At 60.2% G+C, this 21,326-nt stretch carries 20 protein-coding genes and 1 pseudogene; 6 read left to right on the top strand and 15 right to left on the bottom strand.

Annotated elements, in window-relative coordinates:
• The 10 genes from G5358_RS14035 to ftsY all read right to left on the bottom strand — a co-directional run.
• Positions 1 to 938 (bottom strand): aromatic amino acid lyase (locus tag G5358_RS14035; protein WP_421324266.1); only part of this gene is annotated, 938 nt, incomplete at its 3' end.
• A gap of 4 nt (positions 939 to 942) precedes the next feature.
• The gene (gene hutU / locus G5358_RS14030; RefSeq protein WP_421324265.1) at positions 943 to 2,652 is read right to left on the bottom strand and encodes a urocanate hydratase; all 1,710 of its coding nucleotides are present in this window, start codon (positions 2,650 to 2,652) and stop codon (positions 943 to 945) included.
• Between the two features lie 53 nt (positions 2,653 to 2,705).
• Entirely contained in the window at positions 2,706 to 3,650 is a 945-nt protein-coding gene (gene hutG / locus G5358_RS14025) for a formimidoylglutamase (protein WP_421324264.1), read from the bottom strand.
• Entirely contained in the window at positions 3,643 to 4,878 is a 1,236-nt protein-coding gene (hutI, locus tag G5358_RS14020) for an imidazolonepropionase (protein WP_421324263.1), read from the bottom strand. Before hutI ends, hutG begins: the two co-directional genes overlap by 8 nt.
• Positions 4,879 to 5,031: 153 nt before the next feature.
• Positions 5,032 to 5,736 carry a histidine utilization repressor gene (gene hutC / locus G5358_RS14015; RefSeq protein ID WP_041202413.1) on the bottom strand — a complete coding sequence of 235 codons (705 nt, stop codon included), beginning with the start codon at positions 5,734 to 5,736 and terminating at the stop codon, positions 5,032 to 5,034.
• Between the two features lie 11 nt (positions 5,737 to 5,747).
• Positions 5,748 to 6,407, bottom strand: coding sequence for a carbonate dehydratase (gene can / locus G5358_RS14010; protein ID WP_005339998.1), 660 nt, complete (start codon positions 6,405 to 6,407; stop codon positions 5,748 to 5,750).
• A gap of 125 nt (positions 6,408 to 6,532) precedes the next feature.
• On the bottom strand, positions 6,533 to 7,387 hold the full coding sequence (rpoH, locus tag G5358_RS14005) for an RNA polymerase sigma factor RpoH (RefSeq protein ID WP_005339997.1): 855 nt from the start codon (positions 7,385 to 7,387) through the stop codon (positions 6,533 to 6,535).
• Between the two features lie 451 nt (positions 7,388 to 7,838).
• Positions 7,839 to 8,792 carry a permease-like cell division protein FtsX gene (gene ftsX, locus G5358_RS14000; RefSeq protein ID WP_005342860.1) on the bottom strand — a complete coding sequence of 318 codons (954 nt, stop codon included), beginning with the start codon at positions 8,790 to 8,792 and terminating at the stop codon, positions 7,839 to 7,841.
• Positions 8,792 to 9,460, bottom strand: coding sequence for a cell division ATP-binding protein FtsE (gene ftsE / locus G5358_RS13995; RefSeq protein ID WP_005339995.1), 669 nt, complete (start codon positions 9,458 to 9,460; stop codon positions 8,792 to 8,794). The genes ftsX and ftsE overlap by 1 nt, the downstream gene beginning before the upstream one ends.
• Before the next feature lie 89 nt (positions 9,461 to 9,549).
• Positions 9,550 to 11,370, bottom strand: a complete 1,821-nt coding sequence (gene ftsY / locus G5358_RS13990; RefSeq protein WP_421324262.1) for a signal recognition particle-docking protein FtsY — start codon at positions 11,368 to 11,370, stop codon at positions 9,550 to 9,552.
• 110 nt (positions 11,371 to 11,480) lie between these two features.
• Between ftsY and rsmD the strand changes: the two genes are divergently transcribed.
• On the top strand, positions 11,481 to 12,110 hold the full coding sequence (gene rsmD / locus G5358_RS13985; RefSeq protein ID WP_124930360.1) for a 16S rRNA (guanine(966)-N(2))-methyltransferase RsmD: 630 nt from the start codon (positions 11,481 to 11,483) through the stop codon (positions 12,108 to 12,110).
• On the top strand, positions 12,094 to 12,405 hold the full coding sequence (locus tag G5358_RS13980; RefSeq protein ID WP_042052536.1) for a DUF1145 domain-containing protein: 312 nt from the start codon (positions 12,094 to 12,096) through the stop codon (positions 12,403 to 12,405). Before rsmD ends, G5358_RS13980 begins: the two co-directional genes overlap by 17 nt.
• Before the next feature lie 853 nt (positions 12,406 to 13,258).
• Here the strand turns inward: G5358_RS13980 and G5358_RS13975 are convergent.
• From G5358_RS13975 to G5358_RS13955, 5 genes are all read right to left on the bottom strand, one after another.
• Entirely contained in the window at positions 13,259 to 14,245 is a 987-nt protein-coding gene (locus G5358_RS13975) for a helix-turn-helix transcriptional regulator (RefSeq protein ID WP_005339987.1), read from the bottom strand.
• A 290-nt stretch (positions 14,246 to 14,535) separates the two neighbouring features.
• Positions 14,536 to 14,922: a SirB2 family protein gene (locus tag G5358_RS13970; protein ID WP_421203295.1), complete on the bottom strand. Its 387-nt coding sequence runs from the start codon at positions 14,920 to 14,922 to the stop codon at positions 14,536 to 14,538.
• Positions 14,919 to 16,772, bottom strand: a complete 1,854-nt coding sequence (locus G5358_RS13965) for a monovalent cation:proton antiporter-2 (CPA2) family protein (RefSeq protein ID WP_139732146.1) — start codon at positions 16,770 to 16,772, stop codon at positions 14,919 to 14,921. Before G5358_RS13965 ends, G5358_RS13970 begins: the two co-directional genes overlap by 4 nt.
• A 67-nt stretch (positions 16,773 to 16,839) precedes the next feature.
• Complete coding sequence (locus G5358_RS13960; RefSeq protein ID WP_005339958.1) at positions 16,840 to 17,436, bottom strand: NAD(P)H-dependent oxidoreductase; 597 nt, start codon at positions 17,434 to 17,436, stop codon at positions 16,840 to 16,842.
• Positions 17,437 to 17,537: 101 nt separating this feature from the next.
• Entirely contained in the window at positions 17,538 to 18,380 is an 843-nt protein-coding gene (locus G5358_RS13955) for a LysR family transcriptional regulator (RefSeq protein WP_199416573.1), read from the bottom strand.
• A gap of 142 nt (positions 18,381 to 18,522) precedes the next feature.
• Between G5358_RS13955 and G5358_RS13950 the strand changes: the two genes are divergently transcribed.
• From G5358_RS13950 to G5358_RS13935, 4 genes and pseudogenes are all read left to right on the top strand, one after another.
• Positions 18,523 to 19,245, top strand: coding sequence for an SDR family oxidoreductase (locus G5358_RS13950; RefSeq protein ID WP_005348556.1), 723 nt, complete (start codon positions 18,523 to 18,525; stop codon positions 19,243 to 19,245).
• An 88-nt stretch (positions 19,246 to 19,333) separates the two neighbouring features.
• Positions 19,334 to 19,657, top strand: coding sequence for a hypothetical protein (locus G5358_RS13945; RefSeq protein ID WP_204420131.1), 324 nt, complete (start codon positions 19,334 to 19,336; stop codon positions 19,655 to 19,657).
• A 46-nt stretch (positions 19,658 to 19,703) separates the two neighbouring features.
• The gene (locus G5358_RS13940; protein ID WP_005339953.1) at positions 19,704 to 20,135 is read left to right on the top strand and encodes a DUF411 domain-containing protein; all 432 of its coding nucleotides are present in this window, start codon (positions 19,704 to 19,706) and stop codon (positions 20,133 to 20,135) included.
• 235 nt (positions 20,136 to 20,370) lie between these two features.
• Positions 20,371 to 21,326: pseudogene (locus G5358_RS13935) on the top strand (oligopeptidase B); the annotation flags it as partial.

Below are 21,326 nucleotides of genomic sequence, written 5' to 3'. Positions count from 1 at the left end.
TCGGAGACCGCGTTGGCCTCGCACACCAGCACCTCGGCGGCCTGACGGATCTGGGTCAGGCAGGCCCCCATCACCTGCGGCTGGCAGCGCAATGAGTAGGGATCCTGCACCTTCTCGCATTTGTGATGGGACATGCCGATCTCGCTGCCATCCACCAGCAGGTGGCGATAGCAGGCGGCCGCGTCGATCTGGCCACGCTGACCGCGCACCGCGTGGATGCGGGCATCGAACGGCCGTCGGCTGCCAAGGGCAGCCTCCACACTCATAGCACCTATGGTGATGGCACCAGCGAACAGATCCTCAGCATGGAACAGCCCTTCCAGCGCGAAGGCAGTGCTCGCCTGAGTGCCGTTAAGCAGCGCCAATCCTTCTTTGGGTGCCAGCGCGATAGGCTCGAGCCCGGCAATTTTCAGCGCTGTAGCGGCATCGATCAGCTCGCCCTTGTGGCGGGCCTTGCCCTCCCCGATCAGCAGGCAGCTCATATGAGCCAGCGGCGCCAGATCGCCGGAGGCACCGACGGATCCCTTCTTCGGCACCACCGGATAGACTTCAGCGTTGATGAGGGTCATCAAGGCCTCAATCACCGTCAGTCGGATGCCGGAGAAGCCGCGCGCCAGCGAGTTGAGCTTGAGCACCATCATCAGCCGCACGGTAGCGTCATCCATGTACTCGCCAATCCCTGCCGCGTGGGAAAGCACGATGGAGCGCTGAAGCTCGTCCAGCTGCTCCACCGGAATGCGGGTGTTGGCCAACAGGCCAAAGCCGGTGTTGATGCCATACACCACCCGGTTCTGCTCGATCACCTTGGTAACCACAGCTGCGGAGGCGTGGATCCCCGGCAGCGCGGCCGGATCCAGTGAAACATGTACCGGCTCGCGGCTGACGCGGCGCAGGGTGGCAAGATCCAGCTCGCCCGGAGTAATAGTCAATTCAAACATGGTGTTACACCTTTCCTTTGACACCGTTGGCGCCGTCAATCATCGGCAGATCCAGTTTCGCCTCATGGGCACAGTTGATGGCAATCTCGTAGCCGGCATCCGCGTGGCGCATCACCCCGGTGGCCGGATCGTTGCGCAGCACCCGACCGACGCGGCGGGCCGCGTCATCGGAGCCGTCACAGACGATCACCACGCCGGAGTGCTGGGAGAAGCCCATACCGACCCCGCCGCCGTGGTGCAGGGAGACCCAGGTCGCGCCACCAGCTGTGTTGAGCAGGGCGTTGAGCAGCGGCCAGTCGGAGACGGCATCGGAGCCATCCATCATCGACTCGGTCTCGCGGTTCGGGCTCGCCACCGAGCCGGAATCCAGATGGTCGCGGCCGATGACGATGGGGGCTTTCAGCTCGCCGTTTTTCACCATCTCGTTGAAGGCCAGACCGAGCCGCACCCGATCCTTGACCCCGACCCAGCAGATCCGCGCTGGCAGCCCCTGAAACGCGATGCGCTCGCGGGCCATGTCGAGCCAGTTGTGCAGGTGAGGATCATCCGGGATCAGCTCTTTCACCTTCTGATCTGTCTTGTAGATATCTTCCGGATCGCCGGAGAGGGCCACCCAGCGGAACGGGCCTATCCCCTCGCAAAACAGCGGGCGAATGTAGGCGGGGACGAAGCCGGGGAAGTCGAAGGCGTTCGCCACCCCCTCCTCCAGCGCCATCTGGCGAATGTTGTTGCCGTAATCCAGAGTCGCCGCGCCGCGCTCTTGCAGGGTCAGCATCGCCTCCACCTGACGGGCCATGGAGCGACGAGCGGCCAGATTCACCTCCTGCGGGGCACTCTGCTGCAGCTCGCGCCACTTGGCCACGCTCCAGCCCTGCGGCAGGTAGCCGTGCACCGGGTCGTGGGCGGAGGTCTGGTCGGTCACCACGTCAGGGGTGATGCCACGGGCCACCAGCTCGGCGAACACATCGGCGGCGTTGCCGAGCAGGCCGACGGAGATGGCGGTGCCGCCCTGTTTGGCCTCTTCGATCATGGCCAGCGCCTCATCCAGGCTGTGAGCCTTCTTGTCCACATAGCGGGTGCGCAGACGAAAATCGATGCGGGTCTCGTCACACTCGACGGCGATCATCGAGAAGCCAGCCATGGTGGCGGCCAGCGGCTGGGCGCCGCCCATACCGCCGAGACCACCAGTGAGGATCCAGCGCCCTTTGGGTTCACCGTTGAAGTGCTGATTGGCCACCGCGAAGAAGGTCTCGTAAGTACCCTGCACGATCCCCTGAGTGCCGATGTAGATCCATGAACCCGCGGTCATCTGGCCGTACATCATCAGGCCCTTCTTATCGAGCTCGTTGAAGTGCTCCCAGTTGGCCCAGTGCGGCACCAGATTGGAGTTGGCGATCAGCACCCGCGGCGCATCCTTGTGGGTCTGGAACACCCCGACCGGCTTGCCGGATTGCACCAGCAGGGTCTGATCCTCCTCCAGCCGGGTCAGCACCTCGACGATCTTGTCAAAGCAGGCCCAGTTGCGGGCAGCGCGACCGATGCCGCCATAAACCACCAGCGACTGGGGATGCTCGGCCACCTCGGGATCCAGGTTGTTCATCAGCATCCGCAACGGCGCCTCGGTGAGCCAGCTCTTGGCGGTCAGTTCGGTGCCGCGCGGGGCACGGATCACGCGGTTCGGATCATTACGGGGATCCTGCTGTTGCACAGACATACACACTCCTTGTTGTATCAATAGGGTGCCTTCGGCGATATGCGGCCAAAGGGTTAACGGGTCAACAGATGAACCAGTCGCGCGGCCACGCGGGCACTGCGGTTGTCCTGATCCAGCGTCGGGTTATACTCGGCCAGATCGGCGAGCCTCAGCTTGCCGCTGGCCCGGATATGGGCAATGAGCGGTTCGATCACCGCCAGCTCCACGCCGCGGGCGGCGGGGGCGCTCACTCCCGGCATCACGGCCGCCGGCAGCACGTCGAGATCGATGGTCAGATAGAGGTGATCACAATCGGCGATAAAGGCATCCAACCCGCTTAGCAAGGTGGGCAGAGCACGCTCGCTCATGGCTTCATCTTTCACATACCAGACCCCCAACTCGTCGGCCCGTGCAAACAGCGCCTGGGTATTGGCGGTCTCGGCCACCCCGAGGCAGGCGTAGCGAAACGGTGTGCCCTGAGCGGCGCACTGCTCGGCGATCTGGAAGAAGGGGGTGCCGGAGCTGGCCTGCTCTTGCTTCATGCGCAGGTCAAAGTGAGCATCGAGGTTGATAATGCCGACCTTGCCACTGCCACCCAGATGACGGTTAAGGCCGCTCCAGCTGCCGAAAGCCACCTCGTGACCGCCCCCCAGCACCAGCGGGAAGTGGCCCAAATCGAGCGCAGCGGCGACCCGCTCGGCCAGATGGCCGTGGGCGGCGTCGAGATTGCCATCGGTACAGCTCACATCCCCACCATCATAGACGGGGCGACTCAGATGCCAGGCGGTGTTGGCCAGCAGCTTGCGCACCGCTTGCGGCGCACCGGCGGCGCCGACACGCCCCTTGTTGCGGCGTACCCCTTCATCGCAAGCAAAACCGAGCAGTACCACACCGGCAGCCTCTTGTGCCCCGGCGGTCAAGGGCTGCACCTTGTCATGCCAGCGCAGGGCCAGTTCGCCATCTTCCGGATCCTGCCGCCCCTGCCAGAGCGACATGTCGATCGGGTTGAACTTATCCATGGAGGGTCTCCTCGCCGTGGAAGATGCGGGCTGCCAGCTGATCGACGCCGACCATGTAGCTCAGCTCGGCCGGATGGGCGCAGTGCCAGATCAGAAAATCAGCCGCCATGCCCACCCTGAGCTGGCCAAAGCGATCCTGCTCGCCGAGCGCTTTGGCGGCGTGACGGGTCACCCCGACCATGGCCTCCAGCGGGGTCAGGCCAAACAGGGTGCAGGCCATGTTCATCGCCATCCGCAGCGAGACGATGGGGGCGGTACCCGGGTTGATGTCGGAGGAGACCGCCATCGCCACCCCCGCCTTGCGCAAGGCGGCAACCGGCGGCAGCTTGGTCTCTTTGAGGAAGTAGAAGGCAGTGGGCAGCAAGGTGGCGACCACGCCACGGTGGGCCAGCGCCAGGATCCCTTCCGGATCCAGATACTCCAGATGATCCACCGAGAGGGCGCCGAAGTTGGCAGCGAGCGTGCTGCCACCGAGATTGGAGAGCTGATCCATATGCCCCTTCACCGGCAGGCCATATTGATCCGCCGCCAGATAGACCTGCTCGGTCTGGGCCAGCGAGAAGCCGATGTGCTCGCAGAAAACATCTACCGCATCGGCCAGACCCGCCTCGGCGGCTGCCGGAATAATCTCTTGGCAGATGGTCTCGACCCAGCTGTCGGGATCGTCGCGATACTCCGGCGGCACCGCATGGGCCGCCAGCAGGGTGGTTTTGACCCGGATCGGCAACGCCTCTCCCAGTCGGCGGGCCACCCGCAGCATCTTGAGTTCGTCATCCAGCGTCAGGCCATAGCCGGACTTGATCTCCACCGTGGTAACCCCTTCGCGGATCAGGGATGTCACCCTCGGCAACGCTAGCTCGAACAGTTGCTCTTCGCTGGCGGCACGGGTCGCACGCACCGTGCTGATGATGCCACCGCCCCGACGGGCTATCTCGGCATAGGGCACCCCCTGCTGACGAAGCTCGAACTCTTCGGCACGGCTGCCGGCGAAGATGAGGTGTGTATGGCAATCGATAAGGCCGGGGGTGACCAGCTTGCCCTGCATATCCTGCCAGTGAGCAGGATGGGGCCCCTTAAGCTCGGCCATCGGCACCAGCGCGTGGATCTTGCCATCCTTCACGCCGATGGCGTGGAGCGGCAGCAGGCCGTAGTCGGCCAGCTCATCATTCAGGGTAGCGGGCGTCACGTTGAGCCAGACCCGCTCGCAGTTCAACAGTTCCTTGTTCATAGCGACCTCAAATGTATATACATATCCTTATAGTCGATCTCTATGACGAAAGAAAGAGCGAAGTTCACATCCTGATAACAGCATCGAACTTAGAGTTTAAGCACAAAAAGCCCACCAAGAGGTGGGCTTTGCAAAATCGAGTTGTATATACATTCACTCCAGCTGAGTCTTGGAGCTGAGCTTGTAGCGGGAACCGGGAGAGAGCAAACGGGCATAGGAGACCAGATGCCCCTCCGACCAGGTACGCCGGTGCAACAACAGGCAGGGGGAATCTACGCGGATCTGCAACAATCCCGCCTCACCGGCGCTGGGCAACACGGCTTCCACCACGTGCTCCATCTCGGAGAGGGGGCAGACATCCATCAGATAGCGGTTGGGAGTCTGTTGGGTAAAATCCTGCTCACCATAGCCCGGCAAACGCCCGGCATCGACGAAGCGCTCCTCCAGCTGCAACGGCTCCCCATCGGCCTGATGGACGATCAAGCTGTGAAAGATGGGGGCGCCAACCCGCAGTCCCAGCTGTACCGCCACCTTCTCGTCGGCGGCCAGTCGCTGCAGCCGGATCACCCGGGCGCTGTACTCACCGCCACGCTCGGCGATCTCGTCGGCAATATTGCGAATAGCCAGCAGCGGTGACTCGGTGCGCCTGTCCGCCACGAAGCTGCCGGAACCGGCGGTACGCACCAGCCACCCTTCCGCCACCAGTTCCCGCAGCGCCCGGTTGACCGTCATCCGGCTCACGGTGAACTGCTCGCACAGGGCCGCTTCGGTCGGGATCCTGTCCCCCGCCTGATAGTGGCGTTCGCGGATCCCGTCCAGAATATGCTGCTTGATCTGCAGATAGAGGGCTGGCGCCACCATGAAGCTCCCTAGCGCCGACGGTGGGGCGGACGCATGTCCGGCCAGGCACGATAGACATCGGGGATCTGATCCGGGCCGCTGATGCAGAGATCGAGATCGTGCAGCAAGCCATCCTTGATCCCGTAGATCCAGCCGTGAACGGCCAGCTCCTGCCCCTTGCGCCAGGCGTTCTGGATGATAGTGGTGTGGCAGACGTTGGCGACCTGTTCGGCCACGTTCAGCTCGCACAGGTAGTCGAAGCGCTCGTGCTCATCCTCGATGGCCTCGAGCTCTTCACCGTATTTGAAGTAGACATCCTTGATGTTGCGCAGCCAGTTGTCGATGAGACCCAGCTCCTGATTCTGCATCGCGGCCTTGACGCCGCCGCAGCCATAGTGACCGCAGACGATGATGTGCTTCACCTTGAGCACTTCTACCGCGTATTGCAGCACGGAGAGGCAGTTGAAATCGGTATGTACCACCAGATTGGCGACGTTGCGGTGGACGAAGACATCCCCCGGCAGCAACCCCATCAGCTGGTTGGCGGGGACCCGGCTGTCGGAACAACCAATCCAGAGGTATTCGGGGGCCTGCTGGGCAGAAAGAGTGGCAAAGAAAGCGGGATCTTCGGCTTTGATCCGTTCGGCCCACTCACGGTTGTTGGTAAACAGGTCGTTCAACAGTTTCACTTCTGCTCTCCCTAATGTGGCAGTGGCGGCAACATAACACACTCAAGGGTAACCAAAGCAAGGCCGACCAGATCCCTGCGAAACAAAAACAGGGCCATCAGGCCCTGTTTTTATGAGAGGAAGCATCAGGCTTCCATGGCATCTTTCAGCTTCTTGAGTGCGTTTTTCTCAAGCTGGCGCACACGCTCGGCAGAGACGCCGTAGGTATCGGCCAGCTCCTGCAGAGTGGTCTTGCTGTCATCATCGAGCCAGCGGGCGCGGATGATGTGCTGGCTGCGCTCATCCAGGGTGGCAAGGGCCGAGCTCAGGCGACGGGTCGCGTGATCGTCCCAGTTGTCATTCTCGATGGTCGCGGCCAGATCGGAGGATTTGTCCTCCAGATAGTGAACCGGAGCGAAACCGCCCTCTTCTTCATCATCACCAACCAGATCGAACGCCTGATCGTAGTTGGCCATCCGCGCTTCCATCTCGGTCACGTCAGCGGCAGAGACGCCGAGATCGGCCGCCACGGCCTGAACCTCTTCGTGGTTCAGCCAGCCCAGACGTTTTTTGGATTTGCGCAGGTTGAAGAAGAGCTTGCGCTGGGCCTTGGTGGTCGCCACCTTGACCATGCGCCAGTTGCGCAGGACATATTCGTGGATTTCGGCCTTGATCCAGTGCACGGCAAAGGAGACCAGACGCACGCCGACCGTCGGGTCGAAGCGCTTGACCGCCTTCATCAGGCCGATGTTGCCTTCCTGAACCAGATCGGCCTGAGGCAGGCCGTAACCGGCATAACTCTTGGCGACATGAACGACAAAGCGCAGGTGCGACATAACCAGCTGACGAGCAGCCTCGAGATCGCCATCCTGCTGCAAACGCTCAGCCAGTTCACGCTCTTCCTCTGCGCTCAGCACAGGAATAGAGTTTACTGCCTGGATATAGCCTTCCAGACTACCTTGCGGAATCAGAGCCATAGTGCGCTGCAATGAAGTTCCCATCTGTTACCTCTTACTTTTCAATCGAATCAGTCTAACACCCTGAGAGGGTCTGTCTACTGACCGGATGCCATTCTGCGGCGTGTATCAAAGAACATGCCCAGTTTTAGACCGGCTTATCTTAAGCCTGCAGGATGAATCATGAATGAACAGTCAAAAAAAGGGGGTCACAATGAAGGACCCCCGAAAAGTAGCATGCTAAGTCCATTGTTGCGGAGCTCGCAACCTTCACATGCTTGCCAAGTCTGACGAGCAAGGCAGAGGGGCCACACCCGTATAAATGCTTCAGCTTTAATAGACTGCTTATAAATCAGAAGGTTCCACGGACCCAGCAAAGATCCGGAAGATCGCCGCTATTCAGAATACTCTGACTAAGGGGGTCAAGCCAGAAACGGAGCCTCTATTACTTGATCCACCTCTCAAAATCCAGCGATTTACTTTGATAATAAATTAATCAGGATGGCTCTATATCTCGAATGTGACGATGAACCGAAAACCAGGAAGCAATCAGCCCCAGCAAGGCCCCCAGCAGGATCAGGTTCACCCCGTCCACCAGACCCATGCCAACCAGCCGGAAGTTACTGTTATACAAGCCCGCAAGCTCCTTCACCACCCCTTCGCTCCAGATCACCATCACTTCGGTCAGCCACCATGCCAGCATGCCGCCGATCACCCCGAACCAGATGCCGGTATAGAGGAAAGGGCGATGGATGAAGGCATCGGTTGCCCCCACCAGCTTGAGCACCTCGATCTCTGAGCGCTGGTTGAGGATGTTGAGACGCAGGGTGTTGCCGACGATCAGCAGCACGGCGGAGAGCAGCAGCACGGCGATACCGGTAATGGTGTGACGCAGCAGGTTCATGATCCCCTGCAGGCGGGTCAGCCACTGCAGATCCAGCTTGCCCTGCTCGACCCCATCCTCATTGTTTAGCTTGCCGAGCAACTCGGCGGCCCCTTCCGGATTCTGCCAGCGCGGATCCGGAATGACGCTCAGCACCGGCGGTAGCGGGTTGCTGTCCAGATAATCGAGGGCATCGCCGAAACCGGAGATCTCGCGAAACTCCCGCAACGCATCGTCACGGCTCAGGTAGGTGACCGAATCCACCTCGGGATAGAGCAGGATCCTGTGCTGCAGATCGAGAATGCTCTGCTCCGGCAGATCCTTGCGCAGATAGAGGGAGATCTGGGAGCTGTTCTGCCAGCTCCCCTCCACCACCTCGGCGTTTTTCAACAATACGTGGAAGCAGGAGGGCAACGCCAGACTGACACCGAGCACCGCCAGCGTCATCAGGGAGGCGAGCGGATTTCGCCACAGCTCCCCGAGACTGGCAAACGCCTGCCGCACATGGTCAACCCCGTACATCATCAGACGACGCAGCGGTGGTTGTTTATGACGAACAATAGCCATCAGAGCTCCTCCCCGGCCGAATACATGCGACCCGCCTTGAGGGTCAGGGTGCGATAGCGCATGCGGGCGATCAGCCCCAGATCGTGAGTAGCAATCAGTACAGAGACCCCAAAATTGTTGAACTCCTGAAATAGCCGCATGATATCCATGGAGAGCTGGGGATCCAGGTTGCCGGTCGGTTCATCCGCCAGCAGCAGCGGCGGCTTGTTGACGATGGCACGGGCGATGCCGACCCGCTGCTGTTCACCCCCGGAGAGCATCCGCGGCTGGTAACGCTCCTTGCCGAGCAGCCCCACCTTGTCCAGCGCCGCCGCCACGCGCTTGTTGATATCGGCGTGGCTGTAGCCATCGATCACCAGCGGCAGCGCCACGTTGTCAAACACGGTGCGGTCCATCAGCAGGCGGTGATCCTGAAAGATCATCCCGATCTGGCGGCGAACATAGGGGATCTGGCTGCGCTGGATATGGCTGACATCATCACCATGAAAGAAGACGCGACCATCGGTTGGACGCTCCATCACGCTGATCAGTTTGAGGAGGGTACTCTTACCCGCCCCCGAGTGCCCGGTCAGAAAGGCCATCTCTCCCTTGCGCAGGTGAAAGCTGACCTTTTGCAGCGCCTGATGGCCGCCGCTGTATACCTTGCTGACCTTGTCAAAACGAATCATAACGGTTCCCTGAAATTGACAAACCCCGACCGGAGTCGGGGCATGGAACACTTACTCATCACGGCAGAGCTGACTCATCACGGCCGGACTTATTCATCGCGGCTGAAGAGCGCCTCGATGAAGTCGTTGGCAACGAAGGGACGCAGATCGTCGATCCCCTCGCCCACCCCGATATAGCGGATCGGGATCTGGAACTTGTCGGCCACCGCAAAGATGACGCCGCCCTTGGCGGTGCCATCCAGCTTGGTGAGGGTGATACCGGTCAGGCCCACTGCCTCGCTGAACAGCTTGGCCTGGCTCAGGGCGTTCTGGCCGGTGCCGGCATCCAGCGTCAGCATGATCTCGTGGGGCGCCTCTTCATCCAGCTTCTTCATCACCCGCACCACCTTCTTGAGCTCCTCCATCAGGTTGCTCTTGTTCTGCAGGCGACCGGCGGTGTCGGCGATCAGCACGTCAGCCCCGCGGGAGCGGGCGGCCTCGATAGCGTCATAAATGACAGAAGCGGAATCGGCGCCAGTGTGCTGGGCAATCACCGGAATGTTGTTGCGCTGACCCCAAACCTGCAGCTGTTCGACCGCTGCGGCACGGAAGGTGTCACCCGCCGCCAGCATCACGCTCTTGCCTTCAGCCTGGAACTGCTTGGCCAGCTTGCCGATGGTGGTGGTCTTGCCGACGCCGTTTACGCCGACCATCAGGATCACATAAGGCTTCTTGCTGGTGTCGATCACCAGCGGCTGTTCGACCTTGGCCAGCATCTCGCCCATGTCCTGCTTGAGCAGGCCGTAGAGCGCCTCGGCATCCTTGAGCTGCTTGCGATCCGCGTGCTGCACCAGCCCCTCGATGATACGAGTAGTGGTATCCACACCGAGATCGGCGGTCAGCAGCTGGGTTTCCAGCTCTTCAAAGAGCTCATCGTCGATCTTCTTGCCACGGAACAGGCCGAAGAAACCGGAGCCGATATTCTCCTTGGTGCGTACCAGACTGCGCTTGAGGCGAGCAAAGAAGCCCTCCCGCTGCGGTTTGTCCTGGGTGTCGTCGTCCACCTTGGCGGCCAGCGGCAGAGCGGCCAGGGCGGCGGCCTCAGCCTCCATCGCGGCGACCAGGCGCATATCTTCCGCGCGTTGGGCCTCTTTGGCGATACGGGCTTCTTCAGCAGCCTGAGCTTCGACAGCAATGCGAGCCTCCTCCGCAGCGCGAGCTTCAGCAGCAATGCGAGCTTCTTCCGCAGCGCGGGATTCGGCAGCGATGCGAGCCTCTTCCGCGGCGCGAGCTTCAGCAGCGCGAGCTTCAGCAGCAATGCGAGCCTCTTCCGCGGCGCGAGCCTCGGCAGCAATGCGAGCTTCTTCCACAGCGCGGGCTTCGGCGGCGATACGAGCCTCTTTTGCAGCGCGGGCTTCGGCGGCAATGCGAGATTCTTCCGCGGCGCGAGCCTCGGCGGCGATACGAGCATCTTCCGCGGCACGGGCTTCGGCAGCAATGCGAGCCTCTTCAGCAGCGCGGGCTTCGGCAACGATACGAGCCTCTTCGGCTGCCTTGACCTCAGCGGCTTGCGCCTCTGCGGCAGTGCGAGCGGCTTCAGCGGCACGCTCCTCTTCGGCGATCAGCGCTTCGTTGACGATCACCGGCTCCAGATCGGAGGCGCACTCCTCCACCACCAGCGGGCCGTGATCGTCCAGCTCGGTCGGCAGGCAGCAATCATCTTGCAAAACGGAATTCTGTGCGCTGGCAGGCACTTCGGGGGCAACGGCCGGCGTACTATCGGAAACAGTGGTATCGGAAACGGGAGCGGGGGTAGCAGTGACCTCGGGCTCAACGGTAACGGGGGTGGCTTGGGGTGTCTGTGGTTGGACAGCCTCAGCCTCTTCTTTCTTGCGGCCGAAACCCAGCCAGGAAAACAAACCTTTTGCCATCTAAAAATACTCACATCAAAGGCTGACTGCTAAGATAGCCGTCCCTTGGCGGGTCGGCATAAAAATGAACCGCCTTATACTACCACTTTATTTTCTGACGATGAAACGCGATGCCCAGAGTGAAATCCAGCCGTAGCAACCCGAGCAAGAGTCCTGCCCCGCAAGGAAAATCGGGCTTTGTAAGAATCATCAGCGGCCAGTGGCGAGGCCGCAAATTGCCGGTCAAGGATGTGGAGGGGCTCAGACCCACCACGGATCGCGTCAAGGAAACCATCTTCAACTGGCTGGCCCCCCATATTCGCGGCACCCGCTGCCTGGATCTGTTTGCCGGCAGCGGCGGACTCGGACTGGAGGCGCTGTCGCGCTATGCCGAGCAGGTGACCCTGATCGAAATGGACAAAGGGGCCGCCGACCAGATCAAGAAGAACCTGACCGCTCTCGGCAGCAGTCAGGGTCAGGTGATCCAGTCAGATGCAGTGAGCTGGCTGCAAGGCCCGGCCACGCCGTTTGATCTGGTGTTCCTCGATCCGCCGTTTCGCCGCGAGCTGCTGCCGCAAGTGTGCGAACTGCTGGAGCAGCGCGGCTGGCTGGCAGCGGACGCCCTCATCTATCTGGAGCGGGAGAAGGAGATGGCCGATCTGGCGCTGCCCGCCAGCTGGCAACTACTCAAGGACAAACAAGCCGGTCAGGTCTGCTATCAACTCTATCTAAGGGAGGTAAACAATGAAGCGAGTCTTTAATCTGTTGGCGATGGGGCTGATATTGTTCTTCTGGTTTGGTGTGCTGATGAGCCTGATTGCCCCGCTGCCCGGCAAACTCAACGGCTTTCTGCCGGTCTGCGGCGTGATCGTCGCCCTGCTGCACTGGCTGCAGGCCAGCATGATCAAGGCAGCTTGCAAACGCTACTTCGCTGTCACCAAGGCCGAGTTTGTCACTGTGCTGATATTTGGCGTGTTTGGCATGGTCGACATTCGTCAGCGCCTGCAAGAGATCGTCAACGCCGCCCAGCGCGGCAATCTCTCGGACAAACCATAAAGAAAAGGGGACGGCGGTAGCCGTCCCCTAGAGTCGTGTCGTCCTGTCCGTAGAACTGCAATGCTCCCTGCAATCCCTGACGTTATCCTAATCCTTTGGAATATCCCCTTTCCAATCCGTTGGCGTGTCCTGCGGCGTTCCTGGCCTGGCAATTCATCCTGAACTGCTTCCCTGTCTCCATCCTGGAGGTGTCCATTACCACGTCCTGTGGGGTTCCTTGCGTCTTCCTGACAGATAACCATCCGGGTTATCTCACTTCATCCTGAAGTATTCCTCTCGCATCCGGCGAGGTCCTGTTCATCCTGAAGAACGAGGTTCCGTTCGTTCTACTCCCATCCCGAGAGTGTCCTGCCGCATCCCGCGGTGTTCCTTTATTCATCCGTAACGATAATCATCCTGATTATCGAGCTCATCCTGAGGTGTTCCTTGTCCACATCCTGCGGACTATTCCATCTTTATGCGCTGCCCTGCATCCTGCCGGACCAGCTCCGTCCTTGTGAGACCAATACTAAGGAAATGCGCCCCCCGAACAAGGGCCATCCGATGATAAAGATCCGATGCAGCTCTCATCCCAAAAAACAAACTTAAAAACTAACCCTTTAATATCAGTTATTTATTTAGTTTCACGGGAAAGTTCGATCATTCTGGCATGGCTTTGCGTACGGCTCAAAGCGCCAGCCTCTTACAGTCGCTATGGCAGATCTCTTACACGGGTTTCGCCCCCAAAAACGGGGCAGGAAAACGGTTCAATCCTGACGTTAAGACTTAAAAATTAGTTGAATAAATATGCTTAAAAAAACCGCAAAAAAAGAGCCGAGACCAGGCTCGACTCTTCAACATTCCAATTTTTTAATCAGCTCAAGCGGTTGGCCGGATTGAGATAGGCCTTGCGCAACGATTCCGGTGCCAGCACCTCCAGTTCACCGCCGATGTTGTTCAACCAGCTGCGAAACTCCGGGGTGTCCTGCACTTCGGTCTCCACCACCACGCTGCGCTTGTCATAGCGGGTCATGCGCGGATTGTTGCCGGGGATCTGGTTATCCACCAGCGACTGGCTGTTGGCATCGATCCGGCCGACGAAGCGGATCGGGCCGCTCACATCCTGATAGCCCTGATCGCGGATCAGCTTCTGGATATTGAAATCCTTCGGCTGGGTGGCGCTGAAGTTGGTCAGCTCCACGTTCTTGATATGGTCAAACGGGATGCCGTAAACCTTGGGATCCAGCTCGGATAGTGTGCAGAGCAGGATCGGCCCGTCCGGCTGATTGAGAATGCCGAGCGGGTTGATACGGTCGTAGCAGAGCCACACGGTGCGCTCTTTGATCACGCGCTGGATCTCGGCACTGAACTTGCGACCACGCCAGAGCGCATCGCGGATCAGGGTGCTGCGACGGATCTCCGGGTTGCCGGCAAACGGGCGCGGTGACTGGTGGACACTCTCCAGCCAGCGTTCGGCCAGTTCACTCTGGCTGTCGCGGATCACCTGGCTCGCCTTGTCGACCAGCGGATTCAATTCAGTCAGTACACTCGCCGGCAACAGTTGGCTCGCCTGATCACTCCAGGTTTTCAGGGCCACCGCCAGCGAGAGCGGCATGATATTGGCAAAGTCGTTGAGGCCGTGGCGCTCGAAGCACCAGCCATGGGGTTTGCTGCGCTCGTCCGAGGTGAGGTCGAACAGTCCCATGCCGGACATCTCCTCCAGGTCCCGTTGCACGGTACGCAGACTGACATGGATGCCTTCCTCTTCCAGTTTTACCTGAAGTTGGCTGGCGGTCAGCTTGTAAGGGCGGTGCGGGATGCAACGCGCCAAGGTCAGTTGTCGTAACAGCTTCTTACTCATGGTGCATGCCTTCACTGGTTTAGCGTTGACTGTATGCTAGTCGCAACTTGCGACAGTCTATGTCGTAAGTTTTGTAGCGACAACTGTCGCCATTTTCATACAAAATTACGTATATATATGATTGATAAGAAAAAATATGAATAAACACAGCTAACTTGACGTTTTCAGACAAGCTAAGCGTATCGAAGAAAACTAAGTGGAGAGGCAGGCTAACATAGAGGGGCGTAGGATTTTTCTGAATCTATTCTTTTGAGATAGCCGGAGGGAGGCAATCCTCCCTCCCAGCCAAATCACGTCAGCCACGACCAGGCTGACTTGGTGATGGCCGCACCGACCATGTAGCCAAACACCGCCAGCGCCGCCACACCGGCCACCAGCTTCTGACCGCGGGCCGGGCGCTTGAGTGCCATGACACCCAGACCGATATAGAGAACCAGTGCAATCAGCTTGGCCATCAGCCAGGGTTGTTGACCTGGGCTCAACTGCAAGGCCACCGCCAGCAACACACCAAACAGCAGCAGGAAGGTGTCGTTGATATGCGGCAGGATCTTCAGCCACTTCTGCTGCAACCGATCGCTGCCGGCCAGCGCCAGACTCCAGCGATAGATAAAGAGCAGCAGACTGACCAGCGCCAGCGTCATATGCAGGTGTTTGAACATGGGGTAATAGGCAATCATTTTGCTTCCTTGTCGTCGGGTAGCCCGCTATTCCAGTTGTGGGCATGGATACGCTCCTGCCCCTCCTCGTCGTCTTGCAACAGATCGGAGAGGATCTCCCGGTATTGCAGGCTCTTGTTGATATAAGTGTGTTCGTCATCCAGATAGTTGACCTGCTCGCGCAACAGCCAGTTATCGTGCTGCTTGAAGGTCTGCCCCGCCCGCCAGGCTTGGTTGGCCCTAAACCCAAGCTGGGTCAGGGCTTCCACCCCCAGATCGACCGCAGAGCCCAGGGTTTCCCGGTGAACGCTCTCGACCCCGTGGCGCAGGATCTCGTGGGCATGGGGTCGATCCAGCGCTCGCGCCAGGATCTTCAGGTGCGGGAAGTGCTTCTGCACCATCTCGATCACCGCCAGCGAGGTAGCCGGATCGTTGATGGAGAGCACCAGCAGCTTCGCCTTGTGCGCCCCTGCGGCATGGAGCAGATCGATCCGGCTGGCATCGCCATAGAAGACCTGATAGCCATACTTGCGCAGGGTCTCTATCTGGCTGGCATCCTGCTCGAGGATGGTGGTACCGATGCCGTGACCGTGCAGCAGACGCCCCACGATCTGACCGAAGCGGCCGAAGCCCGCGATGATCACCGGATGCTCCACCAGCTCAGGTTGCTCATGCTGCGGCGCATCGCTCTGGTTACGGTAATCGAACCAGGGCTGGATCACCCGATCATTGAGGATCAGCAGCAGTGGGGTGAGCGCCATCGAGAGCGCTACCACCAGCGTCAGCAGCGAGATGGTCTCACCGGGCAGCACCCTGTTTTGCGCGGCAAACGAAAAGAGCACGAAGGCAAACTCGCCCCCCTGTGCGAGCGCCAGCGCGAAGGTCCAGCGCTGGCTCGGCGAGATGCGGATAATGAAGCCGAGCGCCATCAGCACCAGCCATTTGAGCACCATCAGGCCAACCACCAGAGTGGGTATCAGGAAGGGGTGCTCGGCAAACAGCCCGAAGTCGATCCCCGCCCCCACCGACATAAAGAACAGGCCGAGCAGCAAGCCCTTGAACGGCTCAATGTCTGCCTCCAGCTCATGACGATATTCGCTGTCGGCCAGCACCACACCGGCGAGGAAGGAGCCAAGTGCAGGCGAAAGCCCCACCGACTCCATCAGCACAGCGATAGCGATCACCAGCAGCAGGGCGGCGGCGACGAAGATCTCCCGCATATGGGACTGGGCGATGGCACGAAACACCGGCCGCATCAGATAGTGGCCACCCAGCACTATGCCGGAGATGGCCGCGACCACCAGCAGACCATGCTGCCAACCCGCCAGCTCGGAGCCACCATTGCTAGCGACCGGCGCCATGGCCAACAGCGGCAGGATCGCCAGGATCGGAATGACCGCAATATCCTGAAACAGCAGCACCGCAAAGGCGGAGCGACCGCTCTCGCTCTGCATCAGCTTGCGCTCCTGCAGGCTCTGCAACACGATGGCGGTGGAGGAGAGCGCCAGAATGAGGCCGATGGCCAGCCCCTGTTGCAGCGGCAGACCAATCAGGTGCGCCACGCCGGTCAGTGCCGCCGTGGTGAGCAGCACCTGCAGGCCGCCGGTGCCGAGGATCGGCCCCTTCAACTGCCACAAGAGGGCCGGACGCAATTCAAGACCGACCAGAAACAGCATCAGCACCACGCCAAACTCGGCGAAGTGCATCACATCCTTCTGCTCCCCCACCAACCCCAGCAGAAAGGGGCCTATGATGATCCCCGCCAGCAGGTAGCCAAGCACCGAACCGAGCCCCCAGCGCTTGGCCAGCGGCACCGCGATGACGGCGGCAGAGAGATAGATAAAGGCATCAAACAGGATCCCGTGGCCCATCAGTCAGCCCTCCGTGTGAACATCAGATCCGGCTCATAAGCTCGGCCAACAAGCTGTCCGTGTTTCATCAGAGCACCTCCAGCAAGTCGCGCAGATAAGGGCGCCCGGCCAGTTGCTCTGGAGTCAGCTGATCGTCACGCAAGGCGCAAAGCAGCTGGCGGTAATCCTGTCCACAGCGGCGCAGGGCGGCGGGATCCTTGATCTTGTGAAAGGAGTGGAGCACGAAGGGGGGCAGCCAGTTCATGCCGCACAAGGTGGCAGCCTGCTGAAATGGCAGCAGAAAATCGAGCAGCGGTCGGCTGTTGTAACCCTCGCTGCAGTAGGACTCCGGCGCCCCGCCGGTGGTGATGGCGCTCAGCCACTGCTTGCCCTTGAGGGCGTGGGCTTCGGGGCCGTAGGCGTAGCCATACTCCAGCACCAGATCCATCCACTCCTTCATGATGGCCGGACAGGAGTACCAGTAAAACGGGTGCTGGAAGACGATGATATCGTGCTCACAGAGCAGCGCCTGCTCCCGCTTCACATCGATGAACATGTCGGGATAGTGCTGATAGAGGTCGTGAACCGTGACCCCCTCCAGCCCCTCAATCGCCTGCAACAGCTGCTTGTTGGCCCGCGAGCTCTGCAGCGCGGGATGGGAAAAAATTACCAGAATGCGTTTCATGACCACATCACCCGAACAAAGCCTTGCAGTGCAAGGCACGGTAAACAGAAAAGGGGAGTCTGGGGAGCTGCATCGTAAAGGTGCACAGGAAAGCGACCTTATCAGGAAGCGCCATAACCTGCCAACTCGGGGATCAGCTCCCGCAGCGCCGGATTGAGGGTCTGGTGGGCGGGATAGCAGAGCCCGATCCGGCGAAACATCCGCGGCCCGCTCACCGGCAAGGTACAGAGCCCTGCCTCATCCTCCACCAGCCCGTCCGGCAGAAAACTGATGCCGACCCCCGCCAGCACCAGCGCCATCACCAGCCCCTTGCTCTCGGCCTTGGCCACCAGATTGAGGGTAAGCCGGTCACAGGCCAGCAGGCCGATAGTCTGCTGATGGGCTTCGCAGGGCGGGCACTCAATAAAATCATAATGTTGCAGCTCGGCCAACTCGATCCTTTCGCGACTGGCCAGGGGATGATCGACCGGCACGCAGAGCACGTAATCCTCCTCCCACAGCGGCAGAAAGATCTCGTCCTCCCGGCGCAGGACATCCAGCGTCAAGCGGCAATCGGCGGGCGTAGCGTAGTCGGAGAGGGTGAGATCCAGCTGCGGCAGCACGCGCTGTACTTGCTGCAGCAGCCCGGCCACCCGGCGGCGACTCAAGTCCGGCATGATGGCGATATTGAGCCTCGCACGCGTCGCTTTCTGGCGAAACAGCTCCGGCAGACGGCGCGCCTCCTCCACCAGCTTGACTGCGTGAGGATAGAGATAGTGGGCCGGATCTTTCGCCACCACCCCTTTCTTGCCCCGGACAAACAGGCTGTCACCGAGCGCCTCTTCCAGCTGGCGCAGTCCCGCCGAGAGGGAGGGCTGGCTGACGTGGCAGCGCTCGGCCGCCGCCGTGATGTTCTTCTCTTCATAGATGGCGATGAAGAAACGCAGCAATCTCAAGTCCAGCATAAACCAGCCATAGTTTTTTCAGATGATAACCAGCGGAAAACAATATTTATCACTTATAGATACAGTGACTATAGTGATTGGGTTCCGTGCTGGCCAGCCACCTGTTTGCTCAAACCGACTCTTGAATCAGAAGGAAAGACCCATGTCCAAATCTCTCGTCGTGATCACCGGCGCCTCCGCCGGGATCGGTGCCGCCATCGCCCGTGCCTTCTCTGCCGCCGGTCATCCGCTGCTGCTGCTGGCCCGCCGGGTCGAGCCGATGCAGGCGCTGAACCTGCCCGATACCCTCTGCATCGGGGTCGATGTGACCGACACCGCCGCCATGAAGGCCGCAGTCCAGCAGGCAGAAGCCAAATTTGGCCCGGTCGGCTGCATGGTCAACAACGCCGGCGTCATGCTGCTGGGTCAGGCAGATGTGCAGGATCCCGCCGAATGGCAGCAGATGCTCAACATCAACGTGATGGGGGTGCTGAACGGCGTCCACGCAGTGCTGGCAGGCATGAAGGAGCGCCGCAGCGGCACCATCATCAACATCAGCTCCATCGCCGGTCGCAAGACCTTCCCGAACCATGCTGCCTACTGCGCCACCAAGTTCGCCGTGCACGCCCTGACCGAGAACATCCGGGAAGAGGTGGCCGATGTCGGCGTGCGTATGGTGACCATTGCCCCGGGTGCGGTCGAGACCGAGCTGCTCAGCCACACCACTGACGAGAGCATCAAGGCCGGTTACCACGACTGGAAAGATCAGATGGGCGGCGTCATTGCACCGGAAGTGATCGCCGATGCCGTGCTCTACGCCTGGAACCAGCCTGCCAACGTCTGCGTGCGCGAGATCGTGCTGGCGGCGACCCGTCAGCAACCTTAATCCTGGCTGACTGACTCTATGGGGAGGGCTTGACCCTCCCCCGGGGCACAGGGTTACCATGTGCCCCTTGTTATTTTCGAGTCATTCCATGGTTCTCACCCGTCGCCAACTCGCTCACGCCCGTCGCTGGCTCCCCTTGTGGAGTCTGGTGCTGGTGTTGATGTCGTTTGGCAGTCGGGCCGCAACCGACCTCTGTACCCTGACCACCCACTGCAGCCAGAGCGAGCGAACCCTGGAAAAAGCAATGCCCTGCGGCAGCTTTACCACCGCCCTCTCGATGACGCTGGTAGGCAGCGACAGCCTGACGGTCGCCGTGCTGGAACCGGATACCCCCGACTTCGCCTCTCCCTCTCTCTTTATGCCGGACGCTCCGTGCGAGCGGCTCGAACGTCCCCCACGCACCCGGACCTGAAACGCATCCCGTATCGGGCATCTTTTCTTTCAATCTGAGGTGAGTGATGTACAAACCCCTGTTACTGGCCATGCTGGCCGGTACCGTCAGCTTTTCGGCTCTCGCGGCCGAGAAGATGACCGTCTACAAATCCAAATATTGTGGCTGCTGCCAAAGCTGGAACGAGCACATGGAGCAGAATGGCTTCGAACTGGAGGTCATCGAAACCGAACAGCTCGGCGCAGTGAAGCAGCAATACGGTATCGCGCCGGAACTGGCTTCTTGCCATACCGGTATCGTAAATGGCTATGTGATCGAGGGGCATGTACCGGCCGCCGATGTACAAAAGCTGCTCAGGGAAAAACCGGCGATCCGTGGCCTGACTATTCCGGGCATGCCCCAGAGTGCGCCGGGCATGGATATTCCGGGCCATCCCTATGAGGTACTGAGTATCAGCAACGAGGGCGCGACCAACCGCTGGTCGAGCTACCCAGGCTGACGAAAACTGGTCATGAGAGGGCACTCCCATATCATGTGAGGCACACCTGAGCGGACTCTTGCCGCTCATGGCCAGAAAGAGGGCCGCTATCGCGAGATAGCGGCTTTTTTTTGATTACATTTCCTGCAATAACAAGGGATTGCTTGCAACCACCGGCAACAAGGGGCAGATTTAACGCCAATTCATGGAGCCGATGCTCAGGTCTACCAACCCTTTCCAGCGCCAAGGATGCGACATGTTTACCTTTTCCCGAGGAGTTCTGCTGCTAGCCTTTCTGACAGTTCTCCCCCCCACTTATGCCAATGAAGAGCCCGCCATGCTGACAAGCGAACATCCAATCCAGCCGCCCGTGGCCGCCAAACATCCCCGCACTCTGAAAAAACACGGGGATACCCGCATCGACAACTACTACTGGCTGCGTGACGACGAGCGGCAGAAGCCCGAGGTGTTGGACTATCTCAAGGCCGAGAACGCCTATACCGAGGCCATCCTCAAGCCGACCCAACCCCTGCGCGAGCAGCTTTACAAAGAGATGGTCGCCCGCATCCCCCAGCAGGATGAGTCGGTACCCTATGTGAAGAACGGCTACCGCTACCAGACCCGCTATGAGCCGGGCAAGGAGTACGGGATCTACTCGCGCACCAAGCTCGGTGAAGAGCAGGCGAGCCTGCTGCTCGACAGCAACCTGCGGGCTGAAGGGCACGAGTTCTATGCCCTCGGCGCCCTTGAGGTGAGCCGCAACAACCGCTGGCTGGCGGTGGCGGAAGATTTCCTCTCCCGTCGTCAGTACCAGATCCAGTTCCTCGATCTGGAGAGCGGCCAGTGGGCCACCGACAAACTGGAAAATACCTCCGGCAATCTGGTGTGGGCCAACGACAACAAGACCGTCTTCTATGTGCGCAAGCACCCGCAGACCCTGCTGCCCTATCAGGTCTATCGCCACACGCTCGGGACGGATCCGGCCACGGACAAGCTGGTCTACGAGGAGAAGGATGACTCCTTCTACATCAGCCTCTACGCCACCACCTCGGAAGATTTCATCGTCATCGCCCTCTCCAGCACGACTACCGGCGAAGCACGGCTGATCGATGCCAACCAGCCGGAGCACGCCCCCCGCCTGTTCCTGCCCCGTCAGGTGGATCACGAATACAGCCTGGATCACTACCGCGGCCGCTTCTATGTGCGCTCCAA

It is taken from the genome of Aeromonas sp. 604176 (assembly GCF_049170755.1).
In the GTDB taxonomy this organism is placed as follows: Bacteria; Pseudomonadota; Gammaproteobacteria; order Enterobacterales; family Aeromonadaceae; genus Aeromonas; species Aeromonas veronii_A.
The sequence above is the reverse complement of the archived record's forward strand: the minus strand, read 5'-3'. Positions and strand labels throughout refer to the sequence as shown.

Excerpts from the sequence above, each read along its gene's own strand:
- hutU (WP_421324265.1), bottom strand. The coding sequence starts at position 2,652 with ATGTCTGTGCAACAGCAGGATCCCCGTAATGATCCGAACCGCGTGATC.
- hutG (WP_421324264.1), bottom strand. The coding sequence starts at position 3,650 with ATGGATAAGTTCAACCCGATCGACATGTCGCTCTGGCAGGGGCGGCAG.
- hutI (WP_421324263.1), bottom strand. The coding sequence starts at position 4,878 with ATGAACAAGGAACTGTTGAACTGCGAGCGGGTCTGGCTCAACGTGACG.
- rpoH (WP_005339997.1), bottom strand. The coding sequence starts at position 7,387 with ATGGGAACTTCATTGCAGCGCACTATGGCTCTGATTCCGCAAGGTAGT.
- ftsX (WP_005342860.1), bottom strand. The coding sequence starts at position 8,792 with ATGGCTATTGTTCGTCATAAACAACCACCGCTGCGTCGTCTGATGATG.
- ftsE (WP_005339995.1), bottom strand. The coding sequence starts at position 9,460 with ATGATTCGTTTTGACAAGGTCAGCAAGGTATACAGCGGCGGCCATCAG.
- ftsY (WP_421324262.1), bottom strand. The coding sequence starts at position 11,370 with ATGGCAAAAGGTTTGTTTTCCTGGCTGGGTTTCGGCCGCAAGAAAGAA.
- rsmD (WP_124930360.1), top strand. The coding sequence starts at position 11,481 with ATGCCCAGAGTGAAATCCAGCCGTAGCAACCCGAGCAAGAGTCCTGCC.
- G5358_RS13980 (WP_042052536.1), top strand. The coding sequence starts at position 12,094 with ATGAAGCGAGTCTTTAATCTGTTGGCGATGGGGCTGATATTGTTCTTC.
- G5358_RS13975 (WP_005339987.1), bottom strand. The coding sequence starts at position 14,245 with ATGAGTAAGAAGCTGTTACGACAACTGACCTTGGCGCGTTGCATCCCG.
- G5358_RS13970 (WP_421203295.1), bottom strand. The coding sequence starts at position 14,922 with ATGATTGCCTATTACCCCATGTTCAAACACCTGCATATGACGCTGGCG.
- G5358_RS13965 (WP_139732146.1), bottom strand. The coding sequence starts at position 16,772 with ATGGGCCACGGGATCCTGTTTGATGCCTTTATCTATCTCTCTGCCGCC.
- G5358_RS13960 (WP_005339958.1), bottom strand. The coding sequence starts at position 17,436 with ATGAAACGCATTCTGGTAATTTTTTCCCATCCCGCGCTGCAGAGCTCG.
- G5358_RS13955 (WP_199416573.1), bottom strand. The coding sequence starts at position 18,380 with ATGCTGGACTTGAGATTGCTGCGTTTCTTCATCGCCATCTATGAAGAG.
- G5358_RS13950 (WP_005348556.1), top strand. The coding sequence starts at position 18,523 with ATGTCCAAATCTCTCGTCGTGATCACCGGCGCCTCCGCCGGGATCGGT.
- G5358_RS13945 (WP_204420131.1), top strand. The coding sequence starts at position 19,334 with ATGGTTCTCACCCGTCGCCAACTCGCTCACGCCCGTCGCTGGCTCCCC.
- G5358_RS13940 (WP_005339953.1), top strand. The coding sequence starts at position 19,704 with ATGTACAAACCCCTGTTACTGGCCATGCTGGCCGGTACCGTCAGCTTT.